Origin of the sequence: Curvibacter lanceolatus ATCC 14669 (assembly GCF_000381265.1) — a bacterium.
Taxonomy (GTDB): Bacteria; Pseudomonadota; Gammaproteobacteria; order Burkholderiales; family Burkholderiaceae_C; genus Curvibacter; species Curvibacter lanceolatus.
In genome coordinates this window covers 424183-443579 of record NZ_KB906253.1, presented here as the reverse complement: position 1 = coordinate 443579, position 19397 = coordinate 424183, and the positions used below count along the sequence as shown (strand labels likewise).

Below are 19397 nucleotides of genomic sequence, written 5' to 3'. Positions count from 1 at the left end.
GACATTTCAGAAGCAGGTTGAACGACAGAACAGGGTCAAAGCACATCGGCCGGCACACGCACCCAGCCCTCCATGAGGACTCGGGCGCTGCGGCTCATCAAGGCCTTGGTGACCACCCATTGCCCTTCACGCAGCGCGGCCTGGGCGCCGACGCGCAGCGTGCCCGAAGGGTGGCCGAAGCGCACGGCCTCGCGCTGGCCGCCGCCCGCGGCCAGGTTGACCAGCGTGCCCGGCACGGCGGCGGCCGTGCCGATGGCGACCGCCGCCGTGCCCATCATGGCGTGGTGCAATTTGCCCATGGACAGGGCACGCACCAGCAGGTCGATCTCGCCCGCGTTGACGGGCTTGCCGCTGCTGGCGGTGTAGCTGGCCGGGGGCGCCACAAAGGCGATCTTGGGCGTGTGCTGGCGTCTGGCGGCTTCGCCCAGGTCCTTGATCAGGCCCATGCGCAAAGCCCCGTGGGCGCGGATCGTTTCGAAGCGGGCCAGCGCATGCGCGTCGCCATTGATGGCCTCCTGCAACTCGGTGCCGGTGTAGCCCAGCTCAGAGGCGTTCAGGAAGATGGTGGGAATGCCTGCATTGATGAAGGTGGCCTGGAAGCGGCCCACACCGGGCACGTCCAGCGTGTCCACCACCTGGCCGGTGGGGAACAACGCGCTGCCCTCTTCCCCCTCTTCTCCCTCTTCGGCGGGGTCCAGAAACTCGATGGGCACCTCGGCGGCCGCAAAGGTCACACCGTCGAGCTCGAAGTCGCCCGTTTCCTGCACCTGTCCACCGCTGATGGGCACATGGGCCACGATGGTCTTGCGGATGTTGGCCTGCCAGATGCGCACGGTGCACATCCCGTCTTGCGCCAGGCGCTCGGGCGGGATGAACCCCTGGGCAATGGCAAATGGCCCGACGGCCGCCGACAGGTTGCCACAGTTGCCCGACCAGTCCACAAAGTCGCTGTCGATGGCGACCTGACCGAACAAATAGTCCACATCGTGCCCGGGCACGGTGGCGGGCCCGATGATCACCGCCTTGGAGGTGGACGATGTGGCGCCGCCCATGCCGTCGATCTGCTTGGCATAGGGGTCGGGGCTGCCGATCACGCGCTGCAGCAAGCGGTCACGGGCCGGCCCGGGCACCTGGGCAGCCTCGGGCAGGTCCTGCAGGCGGAAGAACACACCCTTGCTGGTGCCGCCGCGCAGGTAGGTGGCAGGGATCTTGATCTGGGGGGCGTGGCTCATGCCGGGGCTCCTTGTTTCCGGGCCAGGAAGTCCTGGGCAAATCGTTGCAACACACCGCCGGCCTGGTAGACCGATACCTCTTCGGCGGTATCGAGCCGACACAGCACCGGTACGGTCAGCGCCGCGCCGCTGCAACCTGTGACCACCAGAGTCAGTTCGGCCCGGGGAGCCAGCTCACCAGCCACCTCGTAGGTTTCCGTGCCGTCCAGGCCCAGCGTCAGACGCGTCGTGCCGGCCTGGAACTCCAGCGGCAGCACCCCCATGCCGATCAGGTTGGTGCGGTGGATGCGCTCAAAACCTTCGGCCACCACCGTCTCCACGCCGGCCAGACGCACGCCCTTGGCGGCCCAATCGCGGCTGGAGCCTTGGCCGTAGTCGGCACCAGCAATGATGATCAGCGGCTGGCGGCGCTGCAGATAGGTTTCGATGGCCTCCCACATGCGCACCACCCGGCCCTCGGGCTCGATGCGGGCCAACGACCCCTTCTGCACCCGGCCCTCCAGCACCGCCATCTCGTTGACAAGTTGAGGGTTGGCCAATGTGGCGCGCATGGCGGTCAGGTGGTCACCCCGGTGGGTGGCGTAGGAGTTGAAGTCTTCTTCGGGCAGGCCCATCTTGTGCAGGTACTCACCGGCAGCCGAGTTGCGCAAAATCGCGTTCGACGGCGACAGGTGATCGGTGGTGATGTTGTCAGGCAGCAGCGCCAGGGGGCGCATGCCCTTGAGGGTGCGCGGGCTGGCCGCCAGGGCACCCATGCCCTCGGTGTCCCAATACGGCGGGCGGCGGATGTAGGTGGATTGCGGGCGCCAGTCGTACTGCGGCGAGACCTTGGGACCGTGGTCGGCCTGGAGGGCAAACATGGGCTCGTACACGGCCCGGTAGTGCTCGGGCTTCACGGCGGCCTGGACGACCGCATCGATCTCCTCATCGCTGGGCCAGAGGTCTTGCAGTCGAACCTCCCGGCCCTGCACCACGGCCAGCACGTCGCGCTCGATGTCAAAGCGAATGGTGCCCGCGATCGCATAGGCCACCACCAGCGGTGGCGAAGCCAGGAAGGCCTGCTTGGCATAGGGGTGGATGCGGCCGTCGAAATTGCGGTTGCCTGAGAGCACCGCCGTGGCGTACAGATCGCGTTCGATGATTTCCTGCTGGATCTTGGGCTCCAGGGCACCGCTCATGCCATTGCAGGTGGTGCAGGCAAAGGCCACGATGCCAAAGCCCAGGGCCTCCAGATCAGCCAGCAGGCCGGCCTCCTTCAGGTAAAGCGCCACGGCCTTGGAGCCTGGGGCCAGCGAGGTCTTGACCCAGGGCTTGCGCACCAGGCCCAAGCGACGTGCATTGCGCGCCAACAGGGCCGCCGCGATGACGTTGCGCGGGTTGCTGGTGTTGGTGCAGCTGGTGATGGCGGCAATGATCACCGCGCCATCGGGCAACAGGCCCTGGGCTTCATCGGCCCTGGCGGCCGCCAACTTCTGCGCCCCGGCGATGCCCCGCTCCACCAGCGCCGTGGTCGGCAGGCGGCGGTGCGGGTTCGACGGGCCGGCCATGTTGCGCACCACGCCCGACAGATCAAATGCCAGCACGCGTTCATAGTGCGCCGTCTGCAGTTCGGTGCGCCACAAGCCCGCCACCTTCGCATAGGTCTCCACCAACTGAAGCTGCTGCGGGCTGCGGTCGGTGAGCCGCAGGTAGTCCAGCGTCTGCTGGTCGATGTAGAACAGGGCCGCCGTGGCCCCGTACTCGGGGCACATGTTGGAGATGGTGGAGCGGTCGCCGATGGACAGGCTGTCAGCCCCCTCGCCGAAGAACTCCACATAAGCCCCGACGACTTTCTGTGCACGCAGAAACTCCGTCAGGGCCAGCGCGATGTCGGTGGCCGTGATGCCCGGCTGGCGTTGGCCGGACAGGCACACGCCCACGATGTCGGGCAGGCGCATCCACGAAGCCCGGCCCAGCATCACGTTTTCGGCCTCCAGCCCGCCCACGCCCACCGCGATCACACCCAGGGCATCCACGTGGGGGGTGTGGCTGTCGGTGCCGACACAGGTGTCGGGAAAGGCCACACCGTTTTGCACGGCCACCACGGGGGACATTCTTTCCAGATTGATCTGGTGCATGATGCCGTTGCCCGCGGGGATCACGTCCACGTTGGCAAAGGCCTTCTTCGTCCATTCGATGAAATGGAAGCGGTCTTCATTGCGGCGGTCTTCAATCGCACGATTCCTGGCAAAGGCCTGGGGGTCGAAGCCACCGCACTCCACGGCCAGAGAATGGTCGACGATGAGCTGCACCGGTACCACCGGGTTCACGGCCGCAGGGTCACCCCCCTGCTGGGCGATGGCGTCACGCAGCCCCGCCAGGTCCACCAGGGCGGTCTGGCCCAGGATGTCGTGGCACACCACCCGACCGGGGTACCAGGGAAAGTCGATGTCGCGCCTGCGGTCGATGATCTGCAGCAGGCAGGCGTCCACCATGGCCGGATCGGCGCGCCGCACGATGTTCTCGGCGTGCACGCGCGCGGTATAGGGCAGACCGGCCCAGGCGCCAGGCCTCAGCAGGTCGACGGCAGCTCGGGCGTCGATGTAGTCCAGCGCGGTGCCGGGCAGGGGTTTTCTGAACAATGGATTCATGAGCGGGGATTCGAGAGAGTCATTTTGATGGCAAGGCGGCGTGCCCTGGGCCGGCTCAGGGGCGCTCACACGCGTTGCGACAGCGGCACGAACACCCGCTCTTCGGGGCCGGTGTACCGGGCACTCGGCCGGATGATCTTGCCGTCGATGCGCTGCTCGATCACATGGGCCGACCAGCCCGAGGTGCGGGCAATCACGAACAGGGGTGTGAACATGTCGGTGGGCACCCCCATCATGTGGTAGCTGACCGCGCTGAACCAATCGAGGTTGGGGAACATGTTCTTGGCCTCCCACATCACCGACTCCAGGCGCTCGGCAATGTCGTACATGCGGGTATTGCGCTGCTCCAGCGAGAGTTCACGGGCCACCTGCTTGATCACCCCGTTGCGCGGGTCGCTCACGGTATAGACCGGGTGACCAAAGCCGATCACCACCTCCTTGCGTTCGACGCGGGCGCGGATGTCGGCCTCGGCTTCGTCAGGGTTGTCGTAGCGCTTCTGGATCTCGAAAGCCACCTCGTTGGCGCCGCCGTGCTTGGGGCCGCGCAGCGCACCGATGCCGCCGCAGATGGCCGAATACAGGTCGGAGCCGGTGCCGGCCACCACGCGCGAGGTGAACGTGGAGGCGTTGAACTCGTGCTCGGCATACAGGATCAGCGAGGTGTGCATGGCGCGCACCCAGCTGTCGCGCGGCTTCTCACCATGCAGCAGGTGCAGGAAGTGGCCACCGATGGAGTCATCATCGGTCTCGACCTCGATGCGCTTGCCGTTGCAGGCAAAGTGATACCAGTACAGCAGCATCGAGCCCAGCGAGGCCATCAGCTTGTCGGCAATGTCGCGGGCGCCGGGGTGGTTGTGGTCGTCCTTCTCGGGCTTCACGCAGCCCAGCACCGAGACCCCGGTGCGCATCACATCCATGGGATGGGTCGAGGGCGGCAACTGCTCCAGCGCGGCCTTCACGGCGCTCGGCAGCCCCCGCATGGCCTGCAATCTGGTCTTGTAGGCCGCCAGTTCGGCCGTGTTGGGCAGCTTGCCATGCACCAGCAGGTGCGCCACCTCCTCGAACTCACAGGTGCAGGCCACGTCCAGGATGTCATAGCCCCGGTAATGCAGATCATTGCCGCTGCGCCCCACGGAGCACAAGGCGGTGTTGCCGGCGTCGGTGCCCGACAGGGCGACCGATTTCTTGGGCTTGAAGGTCGGCACGACCGGGGTCGCTGCGACGTTGGCGTTCATGGTTGAGTCTCCTGTTGGATATAAGAACAATCAATGGAAACGGGGCGGCCGGACGGATCCACCGCCACCATCTCAAACACCCCTTGGATGACCTCCTCAAGAGGCAGGGCGGGTGCATCGGCCAAGGCCGTCACGCACACCGTCATGGAGCTGCGGCCCACCCGGCTGACCCAGGCCCGCAACACCAGTTGATGGCCGACGGGCACCGGCGCCAAAAAGTCCACGCCGCTCACGCTGGCCATCACGACCTCGCGCTGCGCAAGACGGCGGGCCGTCAGAAAAGCGGCCTTGGCCAGAAGCTGCAAACCCTGGCCTGCAAACAGGGTGCCGTGGTGGTTGGCCAAGGCGGGCAACACCAGTTCGTGCAATTCAAGGGTTCCGGGTGGGCTTGTCATGCTTCGCAATTTACGCAAAATGGATGCCCGCCAAAACCCCTGAATTGGCGAATTTTTGCGAACCTATTTCGCAAATCAGCAAATTTTGCGAATTACCCAGATGACGACACCGAGCGAACAAGAGCAATGAAAAAGACCTTCATGGGCGTGAAGTTGCGCAAGCTGCGCGCCGAACGTGGCCTGTCGCAGATCGCGCTGGCCCAGGCCCTGGGCCTGTCCCCCAGCTACCTCAATCAGCTGGAGCAGAACCAGCGCCCCTTCACCGTGGCGGTCCTGTTGCGGCTCAACAAGGCCATGGGGGTGGACATCCAGGACTTCTCGGAAGACGAGGAAGCCCGCTTGATGGCCGGACTGAGGGAGGCGCTGGCAGACGCAGCCGAACCGATCTCATTGCCCGAGTTCCAGGAGGTGGCCTCCCAGATGCCCGGGCTGGCCCGCGCGGTGATCGACCTGCATCGGCGCCAGCATGCGTTGCAGGGGCACCTGGAGACACTGTCGGTGCAATTCGGAGACAACCGCAGCAGCGAGCAAGGCCTGATCAGTCAGCCCTTCGAATGGGTGCGCGATTTCTTCTTTTCGCATCAGAACCATTTCGACGCCCTGGATCGCGCGGCCGAAGCCTTGGCGGCCCAGGCCAACGCGTCATCACAGCCATTGTCGACCTGGCTGGAACAACGCCTGACCCGCCACGGCATCCGCGTGCACAGAGACGGCTCAGGCCAACGCAGCAAACGCCGCTTCGACCCGGACACCGCCACCCTGACGCTTTCGGCCCATCTTGAGGCTGCCCAGCAGTCCTTCCAGATGGCCACCCAGCTGGCCCTGGCCGAGTTCTCTGCCGACATCGATGCCTTGATCCAGGTCCCCCCCTTCACCCAGAACGAGCCGGCCCGCAAACTGGTGAGGGTGGGCCTGGCCAACTATTTCGCCGGCGCGCTGCTGCTGCCCTACAGCGACTTTCTGCAGGTCGCCGAGGCCCTTCGCTACGACATCGAATTGCTGGGAAGGCGCTATGGCGTCGGGCTGGAGACGATCTGCCATCGGCTCAGCACGCTGCAACGGCTGGGGGCACCCGGCGTGCCCTTCTTCTTTGTGCGGGTCGATCGGGCCGGCAACATCTCCAAAAGACAATCCGCCACCCACTTCCACTTCAGCCGGATCGGCGGCACCTGCCCGCTGTGGAACGTCTATGAAGCCTTCTCGCGACCGGGCCAGATCCTGACCCAGTTGTCCAGCATGCCGGACGGCCGCCGGTATTTGTGGGTGGCGCACACCGTCACCCATGGCCAGGCCGGCTATGGCTCCGCTCGACGAACCTTCTCGATCGGCCTGGGCTGCGATGTGCGCCATGCCCATCGCCTGGTCTATGCCAAGGGGCTGGATCTGCAGGCCCCGGAGGCCGCCACACCGATCGGCATGGGCTGCAAGGTGTGCGAACGCGATGACTGCCCGCAGCGCGCCTTTCCGTTTGTGGGCCGCGCCCTGGCCGTCGACGAAAACCAAAGCCCGTCGGCGCCGTATGGATCGCTCCTGAGCACAGGCACGGGCTCCCATCCCTCAGGGCACACGACGGCGCTCCCTCATCAGCCAGGCAAGCGATGAGGCGGCCGGCCAGGCGCCGGTCTGAGCCACAACCCTGGCCCGCTGTCAGGCCGCCCTGCGCCCCAGCAGGCGCTGGTTGCCCACAAAAACCAGCAGCAAGCTGAAGCCGGCGGCCAGCGTGGCCAGCCAAAGCCCAGGCGCCAACGCCACAAAGTGGAACGGCGCCGCCAGCCAGGGCACGGTGGTGATGGCGCACAGCGCCAGCAGCGTGCCGCCCAGCACCCACAGGCTGACCGGCGTGAGGCCCTTGAACAGGCTTTGCCAACCCACACGCCCGCTGCGGCTGGGCAGGATCAGTGCGGCATTGGCAGCCACCAGCAGCACAAAGGCCACCGTACTGGCCAGGCCGGCCGGCTGCCCCCGGCTCAGCAGCCAGGCATAGAGGCCCACCACCGTCACACTCACCGCGCCCCCTTGCAACAGGCTCAGCAACACATGGCGCCTGTTCAGCAGGGGTTCATCGCTGCGCCGCGGCGGGCGTGCCATGAGGCCGGCCGTAGCGGGCTCGGCCTCGAACACGATCGAGCAGGCCGGATCGATCACCAGCTCCAGAAACGCGATGTGCAAGGGGGCGAGCACCAGTGGCAGGCCGAACAGCACCGGCAACAGCGCCAGCGCAATGATGGGCACGTGCACCGCCAGCGTGTAGACCATGGCCTGACGAAGGTTGGCAAAGGTCAGTCGCCCGCGGGCAATGGCCTGCACGATGGCCGAAAAATCGTCCTGCAGCAGCACGAGGGCCGCAGCCTCGCGGGCCACGTCGGTGCCGCGCTGGCCCATGGCAATGCCGATGTGCGCGGCCTTGAGCGCCGGCGCATCGTTGACGCCGTCGCCCGTCATGGCGACCACCTCGCCGCGGGCCTTGAGCGCCTCGACCAGGGCCAGCTTCTGCTGTGGCCTGATGCGCGCAAACACATCGACCTCGGCCAGCCGGCTGGCCAACTCGGGGGGCGTCAGGCCGGCCAGCTCATCGCCGGTGATGACCTGATCGCGCGCAATGCCCGCCTGGGCCGCCACCGCACTGGCGGTGCGCGGGTGGTCGCCGGTGATCATCACCACCCGGATACCGGCCTGGCGGCATTGCGCGATGGCCGCCGGCACCTCGGGGCGCAGCGGATCGGCCAGACCGACCAGGCCCAGCCAGACAAATTCGAAATCGTGCTGGCCGGTGGGCCAGTCCTGGGCGCTGCGGTGGCGTGCCTTGGCCACCCCCAGCACCCGCAGGCCCTGATCGGCCAGTTGCGCGGCCTGGGCGCTGACGGCGGCGCGCTTGGCCTCGGGCAGGTGGCACAGGTCGGCCACGGCTTCGGGTGCCCCTTTGGAGGCCACCCGGTCCACCTGACCGCTCTTGTCGCGCCACAGGTGCGACATGGCCAGCAGGCCCGGCGACAGCTCGTACTCGCGCACCAGGCGCCATTCGGGGTGCAGGTGCTCGGTGCCCACCAGGTGCGCGCCGGCAAAGCGGTGGAAGGCCTGCTCCATCGGGTCGTGCGGGTCGATCTCGCTGGCCAGCACGGCGTACTCCAGCAGCTCGTGGAAGGCCTCGGGCAGCGCATCGGGGCCCTCTGGCATCGGGCCCAGGGTGCTCAGGGTCTGGTCGCCGGCACACAAGGCGGCCACGGCCATGCGGTTCTGCGTCAGGGTGCCGGTCTTGTCGACGCACAGCACCGTGGTCTGGCCCAGGGTCTCGATGGCGTTCAGGCGCCGGGTCAGCACCTGCTGGGCCGCCAGGCGCCGCGCGGCCAGGGCCAGGAACACGATCATGATCACCGGCAGCTCCTGCGGCAGCACGCCCATGGCCAGGGTGATGCCCGACAGCACGGCCTGCAGCCAATCGCCCCGCAGCACGCCCAGCAGGCCCACCAGCAGGGCGCACAGCGCGAGGCCAATGAACACCAGCCGGCGCGTCAGCCGGGCCATCTCTTCGCGCAAGGGCGAAGCCTGCAGCGCAATCGTGTCCAGCGACTGGCCGATCTGGCCCAGCTCGGTGCGCCGGCCCACCGCCGTGACCTGCACCAGGCCCTGGCCGCTGACCACCAGGGTGCCGGCAAACACGGGCTGCCCGACCTGCTTGGCCACAGGCTCGGATTCGCCGCTGAGCATGGCCTCGTCGGTGGCCAGCTCATGCGCTTGCAACAAGGTGCCATCGGCCGGCACGCGGTCGCCCTCGGCAATCATCAACAGGTCTTCGCGCACCACCTCGCGCCCGGCCACCCGCTGCGCCACACCGCCCCGCAACACCAGCGCGCGCGGACTGGACAGGTCGCGCAAGGCGTTCAGGGTCTGATCGGTGCGCCGCTCCTGCAGCACCGTGAGGGTCATGATGATGAGCACAAAGCCCAGCAGGATCAGCGCCTCATGGGCGTTGCCCATGGTCAGATAGATGGCCCCGGCGCCCAGCAGCAGCAGGAACATGGGCTCGCGCACCACGTCCCAGGCCATGTCGCGCAAGGTGCGGCGCTGGCTGATGCCCAGTTCATTGGGGCCTTCGTCGCGCAGGCGCTGCGCGGCCACGGCCGGGTCCAGACCTGTGGGTGGGGTGGGATTGGGATCGGACATGTCAGGTGCTGTGGGGCGAGGCAGCGCCCACCGGGGTGGTGACCATGAGCTTGTTATACGCCCGATCCGTGACCCGGTCTCTGCGCTGGCGCACGGGTGCCGGCACGCACGGGCTCTGGGGTACAGCAAGCTGTCGGTCCGCCATCGCCTGCGCATCGTTACCCAACCGGGCCCAGCCCCGTCGGTGCAGCTGCATCGGGATACCCCCCTGCTTTCAACGGTCATTTTCAGCAGCCTAGACGACTGGTCTAATAAAAAGCCTAACATCCGTTCCCATGAAGCCCGCCCACGCAGACACCCGCCAACACATCCTGGACACGGGCAACCGCATCATCGCGAGCAAGGGCTTTTCGGCGGTGGGGCTGAACGAGATCCTGCAGGCGGCCGAGGTGCCCAAGGGCTCGTTCTACCATTACTTCAAATCCAAGGAACAGTTCGGCCAGGCCCTGCTCGAGTCCTTCTTTGAAGCCTATCTGGCCCGCATCGACAGCCTGTTTGCGCGCACCGACCTGAACGCCCGCGAACGCCTGCTGGCCTATTGGCAGCAATGGCAGGCCACCCAGTGCCCCGGCTGCGACGACCAACCCTGCCAGGTGGTGAAGCTGAGCGCCGAGGTGTCCGACCTGTCAGAGCCCATGCGCATGGCCCTGCAGGACGGCACCAACCGCATCACCGCGCGCTTGGCCGAGGTCATCCGGGCGGGGCAGGCCGATGGCTCGATGCCCGTGCTTGACCCCGAGGCCAGCGCCAGCCTGCTGTACCAGCTGTGGCTGGGCGCCAGCCTGCTGGGCAAGGTGCACCGGCAGACCCAGTCGCTGCAGCAGGCCATGGCCTTCACGCAGCAATTGATCACCCCCTGAGGCCGCTTTGCGTTTTGCATGCTTTTTTGAAACCCAACTAGACGACCGGTCTATTAAATACAGAGAGGCACCCCATGTTCAAAACCACCCTGCCCTGTTGATCTTCGACATTCGAGCGGTGGCAACAGGCCCACGAACACGCCAACCTACCCGCCCACCAACACCTGTTTCAACCCCCTGCCAGCCTCAACCCGGGCCCCAGTGGCCCTTTCAACCTGAAAGACCTTGACCCCATGACCACCTTGTTCGACCCCATCCAAGCCGGCGACATCGCCCTGTCCAACCGCATCGCCATGGCCCCGCTGACGCGCAACCGCGCCCCCGGCGGTGTGCCCACCGCGGCCATGGCCGAGTACTACGGCCAGCGCGCCAGCGCCGGCCTGATCATTGCCGAGGCCAGCCAGATCAGCCCCATGGCGCAAGGCTACCTCGACACCCCGGGCATCCACTCGCCCGAGCAGGTGGCGGCCTGGCGCCAAGTGACGGCCGCCGTACACGCCAAGGGCGGGCGCATCGTGCTTCAGCTGTGGCATGTGGGTCGCATCTCGCACAGCTCGCTGCTGCCCGGTGGCGCCGCGCCCGTGTCGCCCACCGCCGTGGCGGCCAAGGCGCACACCTTCACCGCCGAAGGCTTTGTGCCGGTCTCCACGCCACGCGCCCTGGGCGACGACGAAATCCCGGCCCTGCTGGAGGACTACCGCCGCGCCGCACGCAACGCCATCGAAGCCGGCTTTGACGGCGTGGAAGTGCACGGCGCCAACACCTACCTGCTGGAGCAGTTCCTGCGCGACAGCGTGAACGACCGCAGCGGCCCCTACGGCGGCCCGATCGAAAACCGGGCCCGCCTGCTGCTGGAGGTGGTGCGCACGGTGGCCGCCGAGATCGGTGCCGGCCGCACCGGCCTGCGCCTGAGCCCCACCACCACCTTTGGCGGCAGCGCCCCGGTGGACAGCCAGGCCCAAGCCCTGTACGGCTACGTGGTGCAGCAGGTGGCCTCGCTGGGCCTGGCCTACCTGCACGTGATCGAGGGTGAAACCGGTGGCGCCCGCCAACCCGAAGGCGCCCCGGCCTTCGACTACGCTGCGCTGCGCCGCGCCTTCCCCGGCACCTGGATCGTGAACAACGGCTTCAGCCGCAGCGAGGCGCTGGAGGCCGTGGCCAGCGGCGCCACCGACGTGGTGGCCTTCGGCCGCCCCTTCATCGCCAACCCCGACCTGGTGCGCCGCCTGCGTGAAGACGCCCCGCTCAACCCCTTGCGCGCCGACAAGCTGTACGGCGGCGGCGCCGAAGGCTATACCGACTACCCCACGCTGGACGCTGTGGCGGCCTGAGCGTGGGCTGAGCGCGGGACGGAGGGGCGCCTGAGGCGTAAGCAACCCTGGTTTTGAGCCGCATTTCACAAATTACGGCTCACCAAATGAGCCGTATCAGGCAAAATGCGGCTCATGTCCTCTCGCTCCCCCTGGATCTGGGCCCACCCCGAATGGCCCCATCTCCGCTATGACCCTGCGGCCCTGGCCCCCGCTTTGGCCCGGGCCCATTCGCTGCACGGGCAGATGGTGGGCAGGGCCCAAGCCATCGGCCTGAATGAGACACACCCGGTCGCCCTGGCCGCTCTGTCTGACGAGATGATGGCCACGGCGGCCATCGAGGGAGAGCGGCTGGCGCTGGAGGTGGTGCGATCCTCGGTCATGCGTCGGCTGGGCCTGCCAGGGCCTCCACCCACCGACCGCCATGTGGAAGGCCTGCTCGACGTGATCAGCGATGCCTGGTCAGGGTTTGACCAGGTGCTGGATACGGATCGACTGTGCCGGTGGCAAGCGGCGCTGTTTCCAGGCGGCACCTCCGGCCTGCGTCGCATCGCGGTGGGCCGCTACCGGGAACACCTGGATCCGATGCAGATCGTCAGTGGGCCTCCAGGGCGCGAGCAGGTTCACTTCGAGGCCCCACCGTCGGCTGACGTGCCCGGGCAGATGCAGCAATTCCTTCAATGGTTCAACAAGACCGCGCCCCAGCCAAGGCACGACCTTGGCGAATGGCCCTTGGGCGACGGGCTGGCCCGCGCCGCTATGGCGCACCTTTGGTTTGAGAGCATCCACCCGTTCGAGGACGGCAATGGCCGCATCGGCCGCGCCATTGTCGACCTGGCACTGGCCCAGCACGGGCCGCGGGAGGTGCGCTTGCACAGCCTGTCGCGGCAACTGCTGAAGTCTCGCGCCGCCTATTACGACGCGCTGAACCGCGCCCAGCGCGGCTCCTGTGACGTCACGGATTGGGTGCATTGGTTTGTGACCCAGTGTGCAGACGCCTACCTGAGCACGGTGCGGATCATCGACCAGGCCCTTGAGAAACGCCGGTTCTGGGAGCAGCATCCCAGCCACACCTTGCCGGATCGCCAACGCAAAGTGCTGCAACGCTTGCTCGACGACGGCGATGGCGGCTTTCTGGGTGGCCTGAACGCCGACAAGTACATGAAGATGACAGGCGTCTCCAAGGCCACGGCCACCCGAGACCTTTCACAGATGGTGCTCGCCGGCCAGCTCCGGAGCCACGGACAAGGCAAGGCCATCCGCTACTACATCCAGGTACCCGGCTGGACTCACGGTCTGGCCTCGGACCCAGCAGCCCCGCTGACGCCAGATGCCCTCTAGCGACCGCCACCGCCCGATGAGCCCTTAGCGCCGGGGCGCCAGGTGAATCCCCGCCAGCATGCAGCGCACCGAGCCGCCCGCCATCTCGACCGTGGGCACGGCCAGCGGCAGCAGGCGCGCGCTCTGGCCAATGGTGGCCCGCTGGGCGGGGGTGAGGCTGTCGTGGGCGCGCTGCGACAGGGCCAGCAGGCGCCCATCCCGGCCCGACAGCTCAAGCGCATTGCCGGCAAAGTCGGCAATCTGGGCCGCGCTCAGGGCGATCACCTCGCGGCCTGATTCTTCCAGGCGGGCCCGCAGCTCGGCGGCGCGCCGCGCATCCGGGATCAGCTCCAAGCCCACCAGCGCAAACTGGGTGGCAATGCACATCAGCACATTGGTGTGGTAGATGGGCTGGCCCTGGGCATCGGCAGTGTCGAACACCAGGGGCTCAAAGCCGAAATGGGTGCAGAAGCGCTCCAGGGCCACCGCGTCGGCCCGGTTGGAGCGGGCCGTGTAGGCCACGCGGGCCAGGTGGTCGAGCACCATGGCGCCGGTACCCTCCAGAAACAGGCCGTCGGGCTCCAGGCCTGAATAGTCGATCACGTCCTGCACGCGGTAACAGGTCTTGAGCATCTCGATCACATCGCTGCGCCGCTCGCGCCGCCGGCTGGGCGAGTGCATGGGGTACAGCGCCACATGCCCGCCCGGGTGGGTGGAAAACCAGTTGTTCGGAAACACCGAATCGGGCGTGTCGCGCTCGCCAGGGTCCTCAAACAAGTGCACGCGCACGCCCTCGGCCTCCAGCCGGGCCGCGGCGGCCGTCACCTCGTCGCGCGCCGCCTCGGCGATGCGCTGGGCGGCCTCGCGTTCGGCCGGCTGCTGGAAGGCGTTGTCGGCCGCGGTTTCGGGGTTGGGGGTGAAGCGGTGCGGACGCACCATCACGACGGCCGCAGGGGCCTGGATCGAAGGCAGAGGGGGCATGGGCGGAAGGTGCAGATGAAGAGGTCGGGGGTGCGAAGCAAGGCCGGGCACTCAGGCCACGCGGCGCAGAGCGGCCCGAACGCTGCCAGAGCGCGTGTGGCTGAACAAATCCTTGGGGTCGTCGGCCTCGGGCACCAACTCCACCTCCACGCCCAGCTGCCGGCGGCTGGCCTGGTCCAGCACATAGCGCAGGGTGGCATAGTCCTCCAGCGCAAAACCCACCGAATCGAACACTGTGACCTGCTCGGCGCTCTGGCGCCCGACCTCGGTGCCGGCCAGCACGCGCCACAGGTCGACCACCGCAAAGTCGGTCGGCAGTTGCTGGATGTCGCCCTCCACCCGGGTCTGGGGCTCGTACTCGACAAACACGCGGGCGGCACGCAGCACATCGGCATGCAGCTCGGTCTTGCCCGGGCAGTCGCCCCCCACGGCGTTCAGGTGCATGCCGGGCTCGATCATCTCGGGGGTGATGATGGTGGCGTAGGCCTTGTCAGCGGTGAGGGTGGTCACCACATCGGCCCCGCGCACCGCGTCGGCGGTCGAGCTGGCGCGCCGGATGCGGAGCCCGTGGCAGTGCGCCAGGTTGCGCACCAGCTTGTCGGTGGCCCGGGGGTCGAGGTCGAACACCGCGATCTCCTCGATGCCCAGGTGGTGGTGAAAGGCCAGGGCCTGGAACTCGCTCTGGGCGCCGTTGCCGATCAGGGCCATGCGGCGCGCGTCGGGCCGCGCCAGGGCGCGGGCGGCCATCAGCGAGGTGGCGCAGGTGCGCAGCGCGGTGGCCAGCGTCAGCTCCGACAGCAGCACCGGGTAGCCCGTGGCCACCTCGGCCAGCACCCCGAAGGCCATCACGGTGTACAGGCCCCGGCCCGTGTTGCCCGGGTGGCCGTTGACGTATTTGAAGGCGTAGTGCTGCGCATCGGACACGGGCATCAGCTCGATCACGCCGATGTCGGAGTGGCTGGCCACGCGGGCCGATTTGTCAAAGTCGGCCCAGCGCACGAAATCGTCGCGGATGGCGTCGGCCAGTTCGCCCACAAAGCGGGCCACGCCGATCTCCTGCACGAGGCGGGACATGGTGGGAACATCGATGAAACGGGTCATGGCGGGGTCTTTCGGGCTGTTTTCAGCCAGCGGGGAATCACTCGGAATGGAAGAATTCTTCCCTTAGGACGCGCCAAAATGAACCCTTCAATCTGCCAATTTTTACGATCCATTGGCCAACATGCGCTGAACAAGTGACAATTTGTTCATGGATGACATCGACCGCGAACTGATCGCCCTGCTGCGTGACAACGCCCGCCTGCCCGTGGTGGCCCTGGCCGCCAAGCTGCGCGTGGCCCGCGCCACGGTGCAGAACCGCATCGCCCGGCTGGAGGCCGAGGGCACCATCGTGGGCTACACCGTGCGCCTGCGACCGGCCGCCGAGGCCCACCGCATCCGCGCCATGACCAGCATCGCGGTAGAGGGCCCGCACGGTGCCGAGGTGCTGCGCATCCTGCGCGGCCACCCCAACATCGTGGCCCTGCACAGCACCAATGGCCGCTGGGATCTGCTGGCCGAGATCCGCACCGACAGCCTGGAAGCCTTCGACAAGGTCTTGAGCACGCTGCGCTCCATCCACGGCATCTCGAACACCGAGACCAGCCTGCTGCTGTCCACCCACAAGCTGGCCTGAACTTGGGCCTGGTCCGTGGCCATGGCGCCCCCGGTCGATCTGGCGCAAAGCCCCATCCAGTTTGCCGCGCCACAATGGGGCCGCCACCGCTGCGGTGGTGCCGACCCACCCCCCGACCTCGAACCGTCATGACCCCCTCCCTGGCCGACCTGCACACCCTCTCTGAGCTGTTTGACTGGCGCGTGGCCCAAAGCCCGCAGACTGAGGCCTACCAGGCGTACAACCCAGGCACCGAGCAATGGGACCGCCTCAGCTGGCAGGCCGTGGACGCCCAGGTGGCCCGCCATGCGGCCGCCCTGGCCAGCCTGGGCCTGCGCCGGGGTGAGCGCATCGGGCTGCTGCTGCCCAATGGCCTGAACGCGGTGTGCCTGGACCAGGCCGCCCTGCGCCGTGCCTGTGTGCCCGTGCCCATGCATGCGCTGGACAACCCCAACAGCATCGCCTACATCCTGGCCGACAGCGATGCCAGCCTGCTGGTGTTGCAGACCGAGGCCCAGTGGGCTTCCATCGCCAGCGTGGGCCTGGCCCTGCCCGCCCTGCGCCAGGTGGTGGTGGTGCAGCCCGGCAGCACGCCGCTGGCCGCCCCACCCGGCACGGTGCCGCTGTGCTCGCTGGCCGACTGGCTGGCACGGGGCGATGCCTTGAACGGTGCTGTGCCCAGCCAGCCGCCCCAGGCCGAAGACCTGGCCGCGCTGGTCTACACCTCGGGCACCACCGGCAAGCCCAAGGGCGTGATGCTGACGCACCGCAACGTGCTGTCGAATGTTCAGGCCTGCGTGCAGCGCGTGCAGGCGCGTGACAGCGATGTATTCCTGTCGTTTCTGCCGCTGTCGCACACCTTCGAGCGCACCGCAGGCTATTACCTGCCCGTGGCGGTGGGGGCCAGCGTGGCCTTTGCGCGCTCCACCCAGCAGTTGATGCAGGATTTTCAAAGCGTGCGCCCCACGGTGCTGGTGTCGGTGCCGCGCATCTTCGAGCGGGTGCATGCCGGCTTCGAGACCCGTCTGGCCGGCCATCCCCTGACCACCCGCCTGGCCCGCGCCGCGCAGGACATCGGCTGGCAGCGCTTTGCCGCAGCCCAGGGCATGACTGACGCGCTGGGCCAGCCCACCCCACCACCGGGCCCGCTGGCGCGGCTGGCCTGGCCGCTGCTGGAGCACCTGGTGGCGCGCCGCCTGCAGGCCGGCTTCGGCGGCCGCCTGCGCCTGGCCGTCAGCGGGGGGCGCCCCGCTCTCGCCTGCCGTGGCGCGCTGCTTCAACAGCCTGGGCGTGCCCATTGCCCAGGGCTATGGCATGACCGAATCGTCGCCCGTGATCGCCGTCAACACGCTGGAGGACAACCACCCCGCCACCGTCGGCCGGCCGCTGCAGGGCCTGGAAGTGCGCATTGCCGACAACCGTGAGCTGCAGGTGCGCGGCCCCAGCGTGATGCGCGGCTACTGGAAGCGCGAAGACGACACCCGCGCCGCCCTGCTCGAGGGCGGCTGGCTGCGCACCGGCGACCAGGCCGCGCTGGAGGACGGCCGCATCCGCATCCTGGGCCGGGTCAAGGAGATCATCGTCACCTCCACCGGCGAGAAGATCGCCCCGGCCGACCTGGAGCTGGCCATCACCCAGGACACCTTGTTCGACCAGGCCTACGCCTTTGGCGACAACCACCCCTTCATCGGCTGCATCGTGGTGCTCAACCCAGCCCAGTGGCAGGCCCTGGCCCACACGCTGGATCTGAACCCGGATGACCCGGCCGCCCTCACCGCCAGTGCGGCCAGCAAGGCGGTGCTGGAGCGCATCAAGGCCCTCACCGCCAGCTTTCCGTACTACGCCCAGCCCCGGGCCGTGCGCCTCACGCTCGAGCCCTGGACCATCGAGAACACCTTGATGACGCCCACCCTCAAGCTCAAGCGCAACAACCTGGCCCAGCACTTCAAAAGCGACATCGAGGCCCTGTACCGGCGCTGAAGGCTGGCGGGCGCACAACAGCGCTGACAGCGCTTCAGGCCTGAAGGCCCAGATTGGCACGCAGCGTGGCGCCGTCGTACTCGGTGCGTGCCAGCCCGCGCCGGCGCAGCTCGGGCAGCACCCGCTCGGCAAAGTCGCGCAGGCCGTTGGGCAGCACCGGGGCCATCACGTTGAAGCCGTCGGCACCGTAGTTCACAAAGCGCTCTTCGAGTTGGTCGGCGATCTGCTCGGGCGTGCCCACCAGTTGCCAGTGGCCCCGGGCACCCGCCACGCGCAGGTAGAGCTGGCGGATGCTCAGGTTCTCGCTGCGGGCCAGCTTCAGTGTCAGGTCCTGCCGGCTCTTGCTGGCGTTGGTTTCGGGCAGTTCGGGGATGGGGCCGCATAGGGCCTGTTAACCCTGATTTCGCCGGTGCGAAGCCTGCTGGCCAAGCGCCAATCAAGGCGCGTGTCGCAGCCCAGACCGGGCGTCTGGGCAAGACACGCAACGCCGAGTGGCGCTTGGCCAGCCGGCTTCCCTTCGGGTTGGAGCCCAAAAGGCCGATCGCGGCGTTGCCAATCCTCGCTGGGTCACCGACCCAGCTGCGGTTGGCGCCTTGCGCTAGGCCTTTTGGACCTCCAACGCATCCGGCGAAATCAGGGTTAACAGGCCCTTGGTCGTAGCCCGACAGGTCCACCCCCCCGGTCAGCCCCGAGATCAGCGACAGGCCCAGCACCGGGTCGATCAGCGACTGCAGTTGCTCGAACTTCTCGCGGGCCTCGCTCTCGCTGCTGCCCACCACCGGGAACACGCCCGGCATCACCAACAGGCTGGCCGGGTCGCGCCCGTGGGCGGCCAGGCGGCCCTTCAGGTCGGCATAGAAATCCACCGCGTCCTGCAGGGTCTGCTGGGCGGTGAAGACCACCTCGGCCGTGCGCGCGGCCAGGGCCTTACCGGCCTCGGACGAGCCGGCCTGCACCAGCACCGGCCGGCCCTGTGGAGAGCGGGCCACGTTCAAGGGGCCTTGCACCGAAAAGTGCTTGCCCTTGTGGTTCAGCACATGGCGGTGTGCCGGGTCGAACACCCGACCACCGGCCTTGTCCCACACAAAGGCGTCGGCGTCCCAGCTGTTCCACAGGCCCTGCACCACATCGGCAAACTCGCTGGCACGTTCGTAGCGGTCGGCATGGGCCAGGTGGTGCTCCAGGTTGAAATTGCGCGCCTCGAACTCGCTGGACGAGGTGACCAGGTTCCAGCCCGATCGCCCGCCGCTCAGGTGGTCCAGCGAGGCAAACTTGCGCGCAATGTGAAAGGGCTCATTGAAGCTGGTCGAGGCCGTGCCCACCAGGCCGATGCGCTCGGTCACGGCCGAGAGAGACGCCAGCAGCGTGAGAGGCTCGAACTGCGACACATAGCTGTGCGCGGTGCGGCTCAGTACCTCAGGCCGGTCGCCCCGGGTGCCCACACCGTCGGCCAGAAACAGCAGGTCAAAGCGCGCCGCCTCGGCGATCTGGGCCAGCTCACGGTAGTGACGGATGTTGAGCCCCGCACCGGGCACCGTGTCCGGGTGGCGCCAGGCCGCGATGTGGTGGCCGGTGGGGTACAGAAAGGCGCCAAAGCGCAAAAAGCCAGATCGTTTGGCCATGGGTCAGTCTCCGGGAA

At 67.7% G+C, this 19397-nt stretch carries 13 protein-coding genes and 3 pseudogenes; 7 read left to right on the top strand and 9 right to left on the bottom strand.

Annotated elements, in window-relative coordinates; all coding sequences use genetic code 11:
• Positions 1–35: 35 nt before the first annotated feature.
• The 4 genes from prpF to F624_RS0102115 all read right to left on the bottom strand — a co-directional run bounded on the left by prpF (position 36) and on the right by F624_RS0102115 (position 5492).
• Positions 36–1232 (bottom strand): 2-methylaconitate cis-trans isomerase PrpF, encoded by a 1197-nt coding sequence (gene prpF / locus F624_RS0102130; RefSeq protein WP_019572606.1) that lies wholly within the window; start codon positions 1230–1232, stop codon positions 36–38.
• A complete protein-coding gene (acnD, locus tag F624_RS0102125) occupies positions 1229–3862 on the bottom strand; it encodes a Fe/S-dependent 2-methylisocitrate dehydratase AcnD (protein ID WP_019572605.1) in 2634 nt (877 codons plus the stop codon). Before acnD ends, prpF begins: the two co-directional genes overlap by 4 nt.
• Before the next feature lie 65 nt (positions 3863–3927).
• Positions 3928–5097, bottom strand: coding sequence for a bifunctional 2-methylcitrate synthase/citrate synthase (gene prpC / locus F624_RS0102120; protein ID WP_019572604.1), 1170 nt, complete (start codon positions 5095–5097; stop codon positions 3928–3930).
• Complete coding sequence (locus F624_RS0102115; RefSeq protein WP_031253867.1) at positions 5094–5492, bottom strand: acyl-CoA thioesterase; 399 nt, start codon at positions 5490–5492, stop codon at positions 5094–5096. Before F624_RS0102115 ends, prpC begins: the two co-directional genes overlap by 4 nt.
• 126 nt (positions 5493–5618) lie before the next feature.
• Between F624_RS0102115 and F624_RS0102110 the strand changes: the two genes are divergently transcribed.
• Complete coding sequence (locus F624_RS0102110; protein ID WP_019572602.1) at positions 5619–7094, top strand: short-chain fatty acyl-CoA regulator family protein; 1476 nt, start codon at positions 5619–5621, stop codon at positions 7092–7094.
• Positions 7095–7139: 45 nt separating this feature from the next.
• On the opposite strand, the gene F624_RS0102105 is transcribed toward F624_RS0102110, so the two are convergent.
• Positions 7140–9653, bottom strand: coding sequence for a cation-translocating P-type ATPase (locus tag F624_RS0102105; RefSeq protein WP_019572601.1), 2514 nt, complete (start codon positions 9651–9653; stop codon positions 7140–7142).
• A 275-nt stretch (positions 9654–9928) separates the two neighbouring features.
• Here F624_RS0102105 and F624_RS0102095 point away from each other — a divergent pair, with 275 nt between their 5' ends.
• The 3 genes from F624_RS0102095 (at position 9929) to F624_RS0102085 (ending at position 13164) form a co-directional block, all read left to right on the top strand.
• Complete coding sequence (locus F624_RS0102095) at positions 9929–10513, top strand: TetR/AcrR family transcriptional regulator (protein WP_019572600.1); 585 nt, start codon at positions 9929–9931, stop codon at positions 10511–10513.
• A gap of 233 nt (positions 10514–10746) precedes the next feature.
• Positions 10747–11844, top strand: a complete 1098-nt coding sequence (locus F624_RS0102090; protein ID WP_019572599.1) for an alkene reductase — start codon at positions 10747–10749, stop codon at positions 11842–11844.
• A gap of 114 nt (positions 11845–11958) precedes the next feature.
• Positions 11959–13164 (top strand): DUF4172 domain-containing protein, encoded by a 1206-nt coding sequence (locus F624_RS0102085; RefSeq protein ID WP_019572598.1) that lies wholly within the window; start codon positions 11959–11961, stop codon positions 13162–13164.
• Between the two features lie 24 nt (positions 13165–13188).
• Here F624_RS0102085 and ctlX read toward each other — a convergent pair whose 3' ends face one another.
• Positions 13189–14124: a citrulline utilization hydrolase CtlX gene (ctlX, locus tag F624_RS0102080; RefSeq protein ID WP_019572597.1), complete on the bottom strand. Its 936-nt coding sequence runs from the start codon at positions 14122–14124 to the stop codon at positions 13189–13191.
• Positions 14125–14175: 51 nt separating this feature from the next.
• Positions 14176–15225, bottom strand: coding sequence for an ornithine cyclodeaminase (locus F624_RS0102075; RefSeq protein WP_019572596.1), 1050 nt, complete (start codon positions 15223–15225; stop codon positions 14176–14178).
• Positions 15226–15373: 148 nt separating this feature from the next.
• On the opposite strand from F624_RS0102075, the gene F624_RS0102070 reads away from it, so the two are divergent.
• From F624_RS0102070 to F624_RS36360, 3 genes and pseudogenes are all read left to right on the top strand, one after another.
• Entirely contained in the window at positions 15374–15799 is a 426-nt protein-coding gene (locus F624_RS0102070; protein ID WP_019572595.1) for an Lrp/AsnC family transcriptional regulator, read from the top strand.
• 74 nt (positions 15800–15873) lie between these two features.
• Positions 15874–16866 (top strand): annotated as a pseudogene (locus F624_RS36365) (AMP-binding protein); the annotation flags it as partial.
• 175 nt (positions 16867–17041) lie between these two features.
• Positions 17042–17758 (top strand): AMP-binding protein, encoded by a 717-nt coding sequence (locus F624_RS36360; RefSeq protein ID WP_342663569.1) that lies wholly within the window; start codon positions 17042–17044, stop codon positions 17756–17758.
• Positions 17759–17792: 34 nt separating this feature from the next.
• Here the strand turns inward: F624_RS36360 and F624_RS35615 are convergent.
• Together F624_RS35615 and F624_RS0102055 are read right to left on the bottom strand one after the other, a co-directional pair.
• Positions 17793–18144, bottom strand: a pseudogene (locus F624_RS35615) (nitrilotriacetate monooxygenase); the annotation flags it as partial.
• A 255-nt stretch (positions 18145–18399) separates the two neighbouring features.
• Positions 18400–19380, bottom strand: a pseudogene (locus F624_RS0102055) (NtaA/DmoA family FMN-dependent monooxygenase); the annotation flags it as partial.
• Positions 19381–19397: the final 17 nt, after the last annotated feature.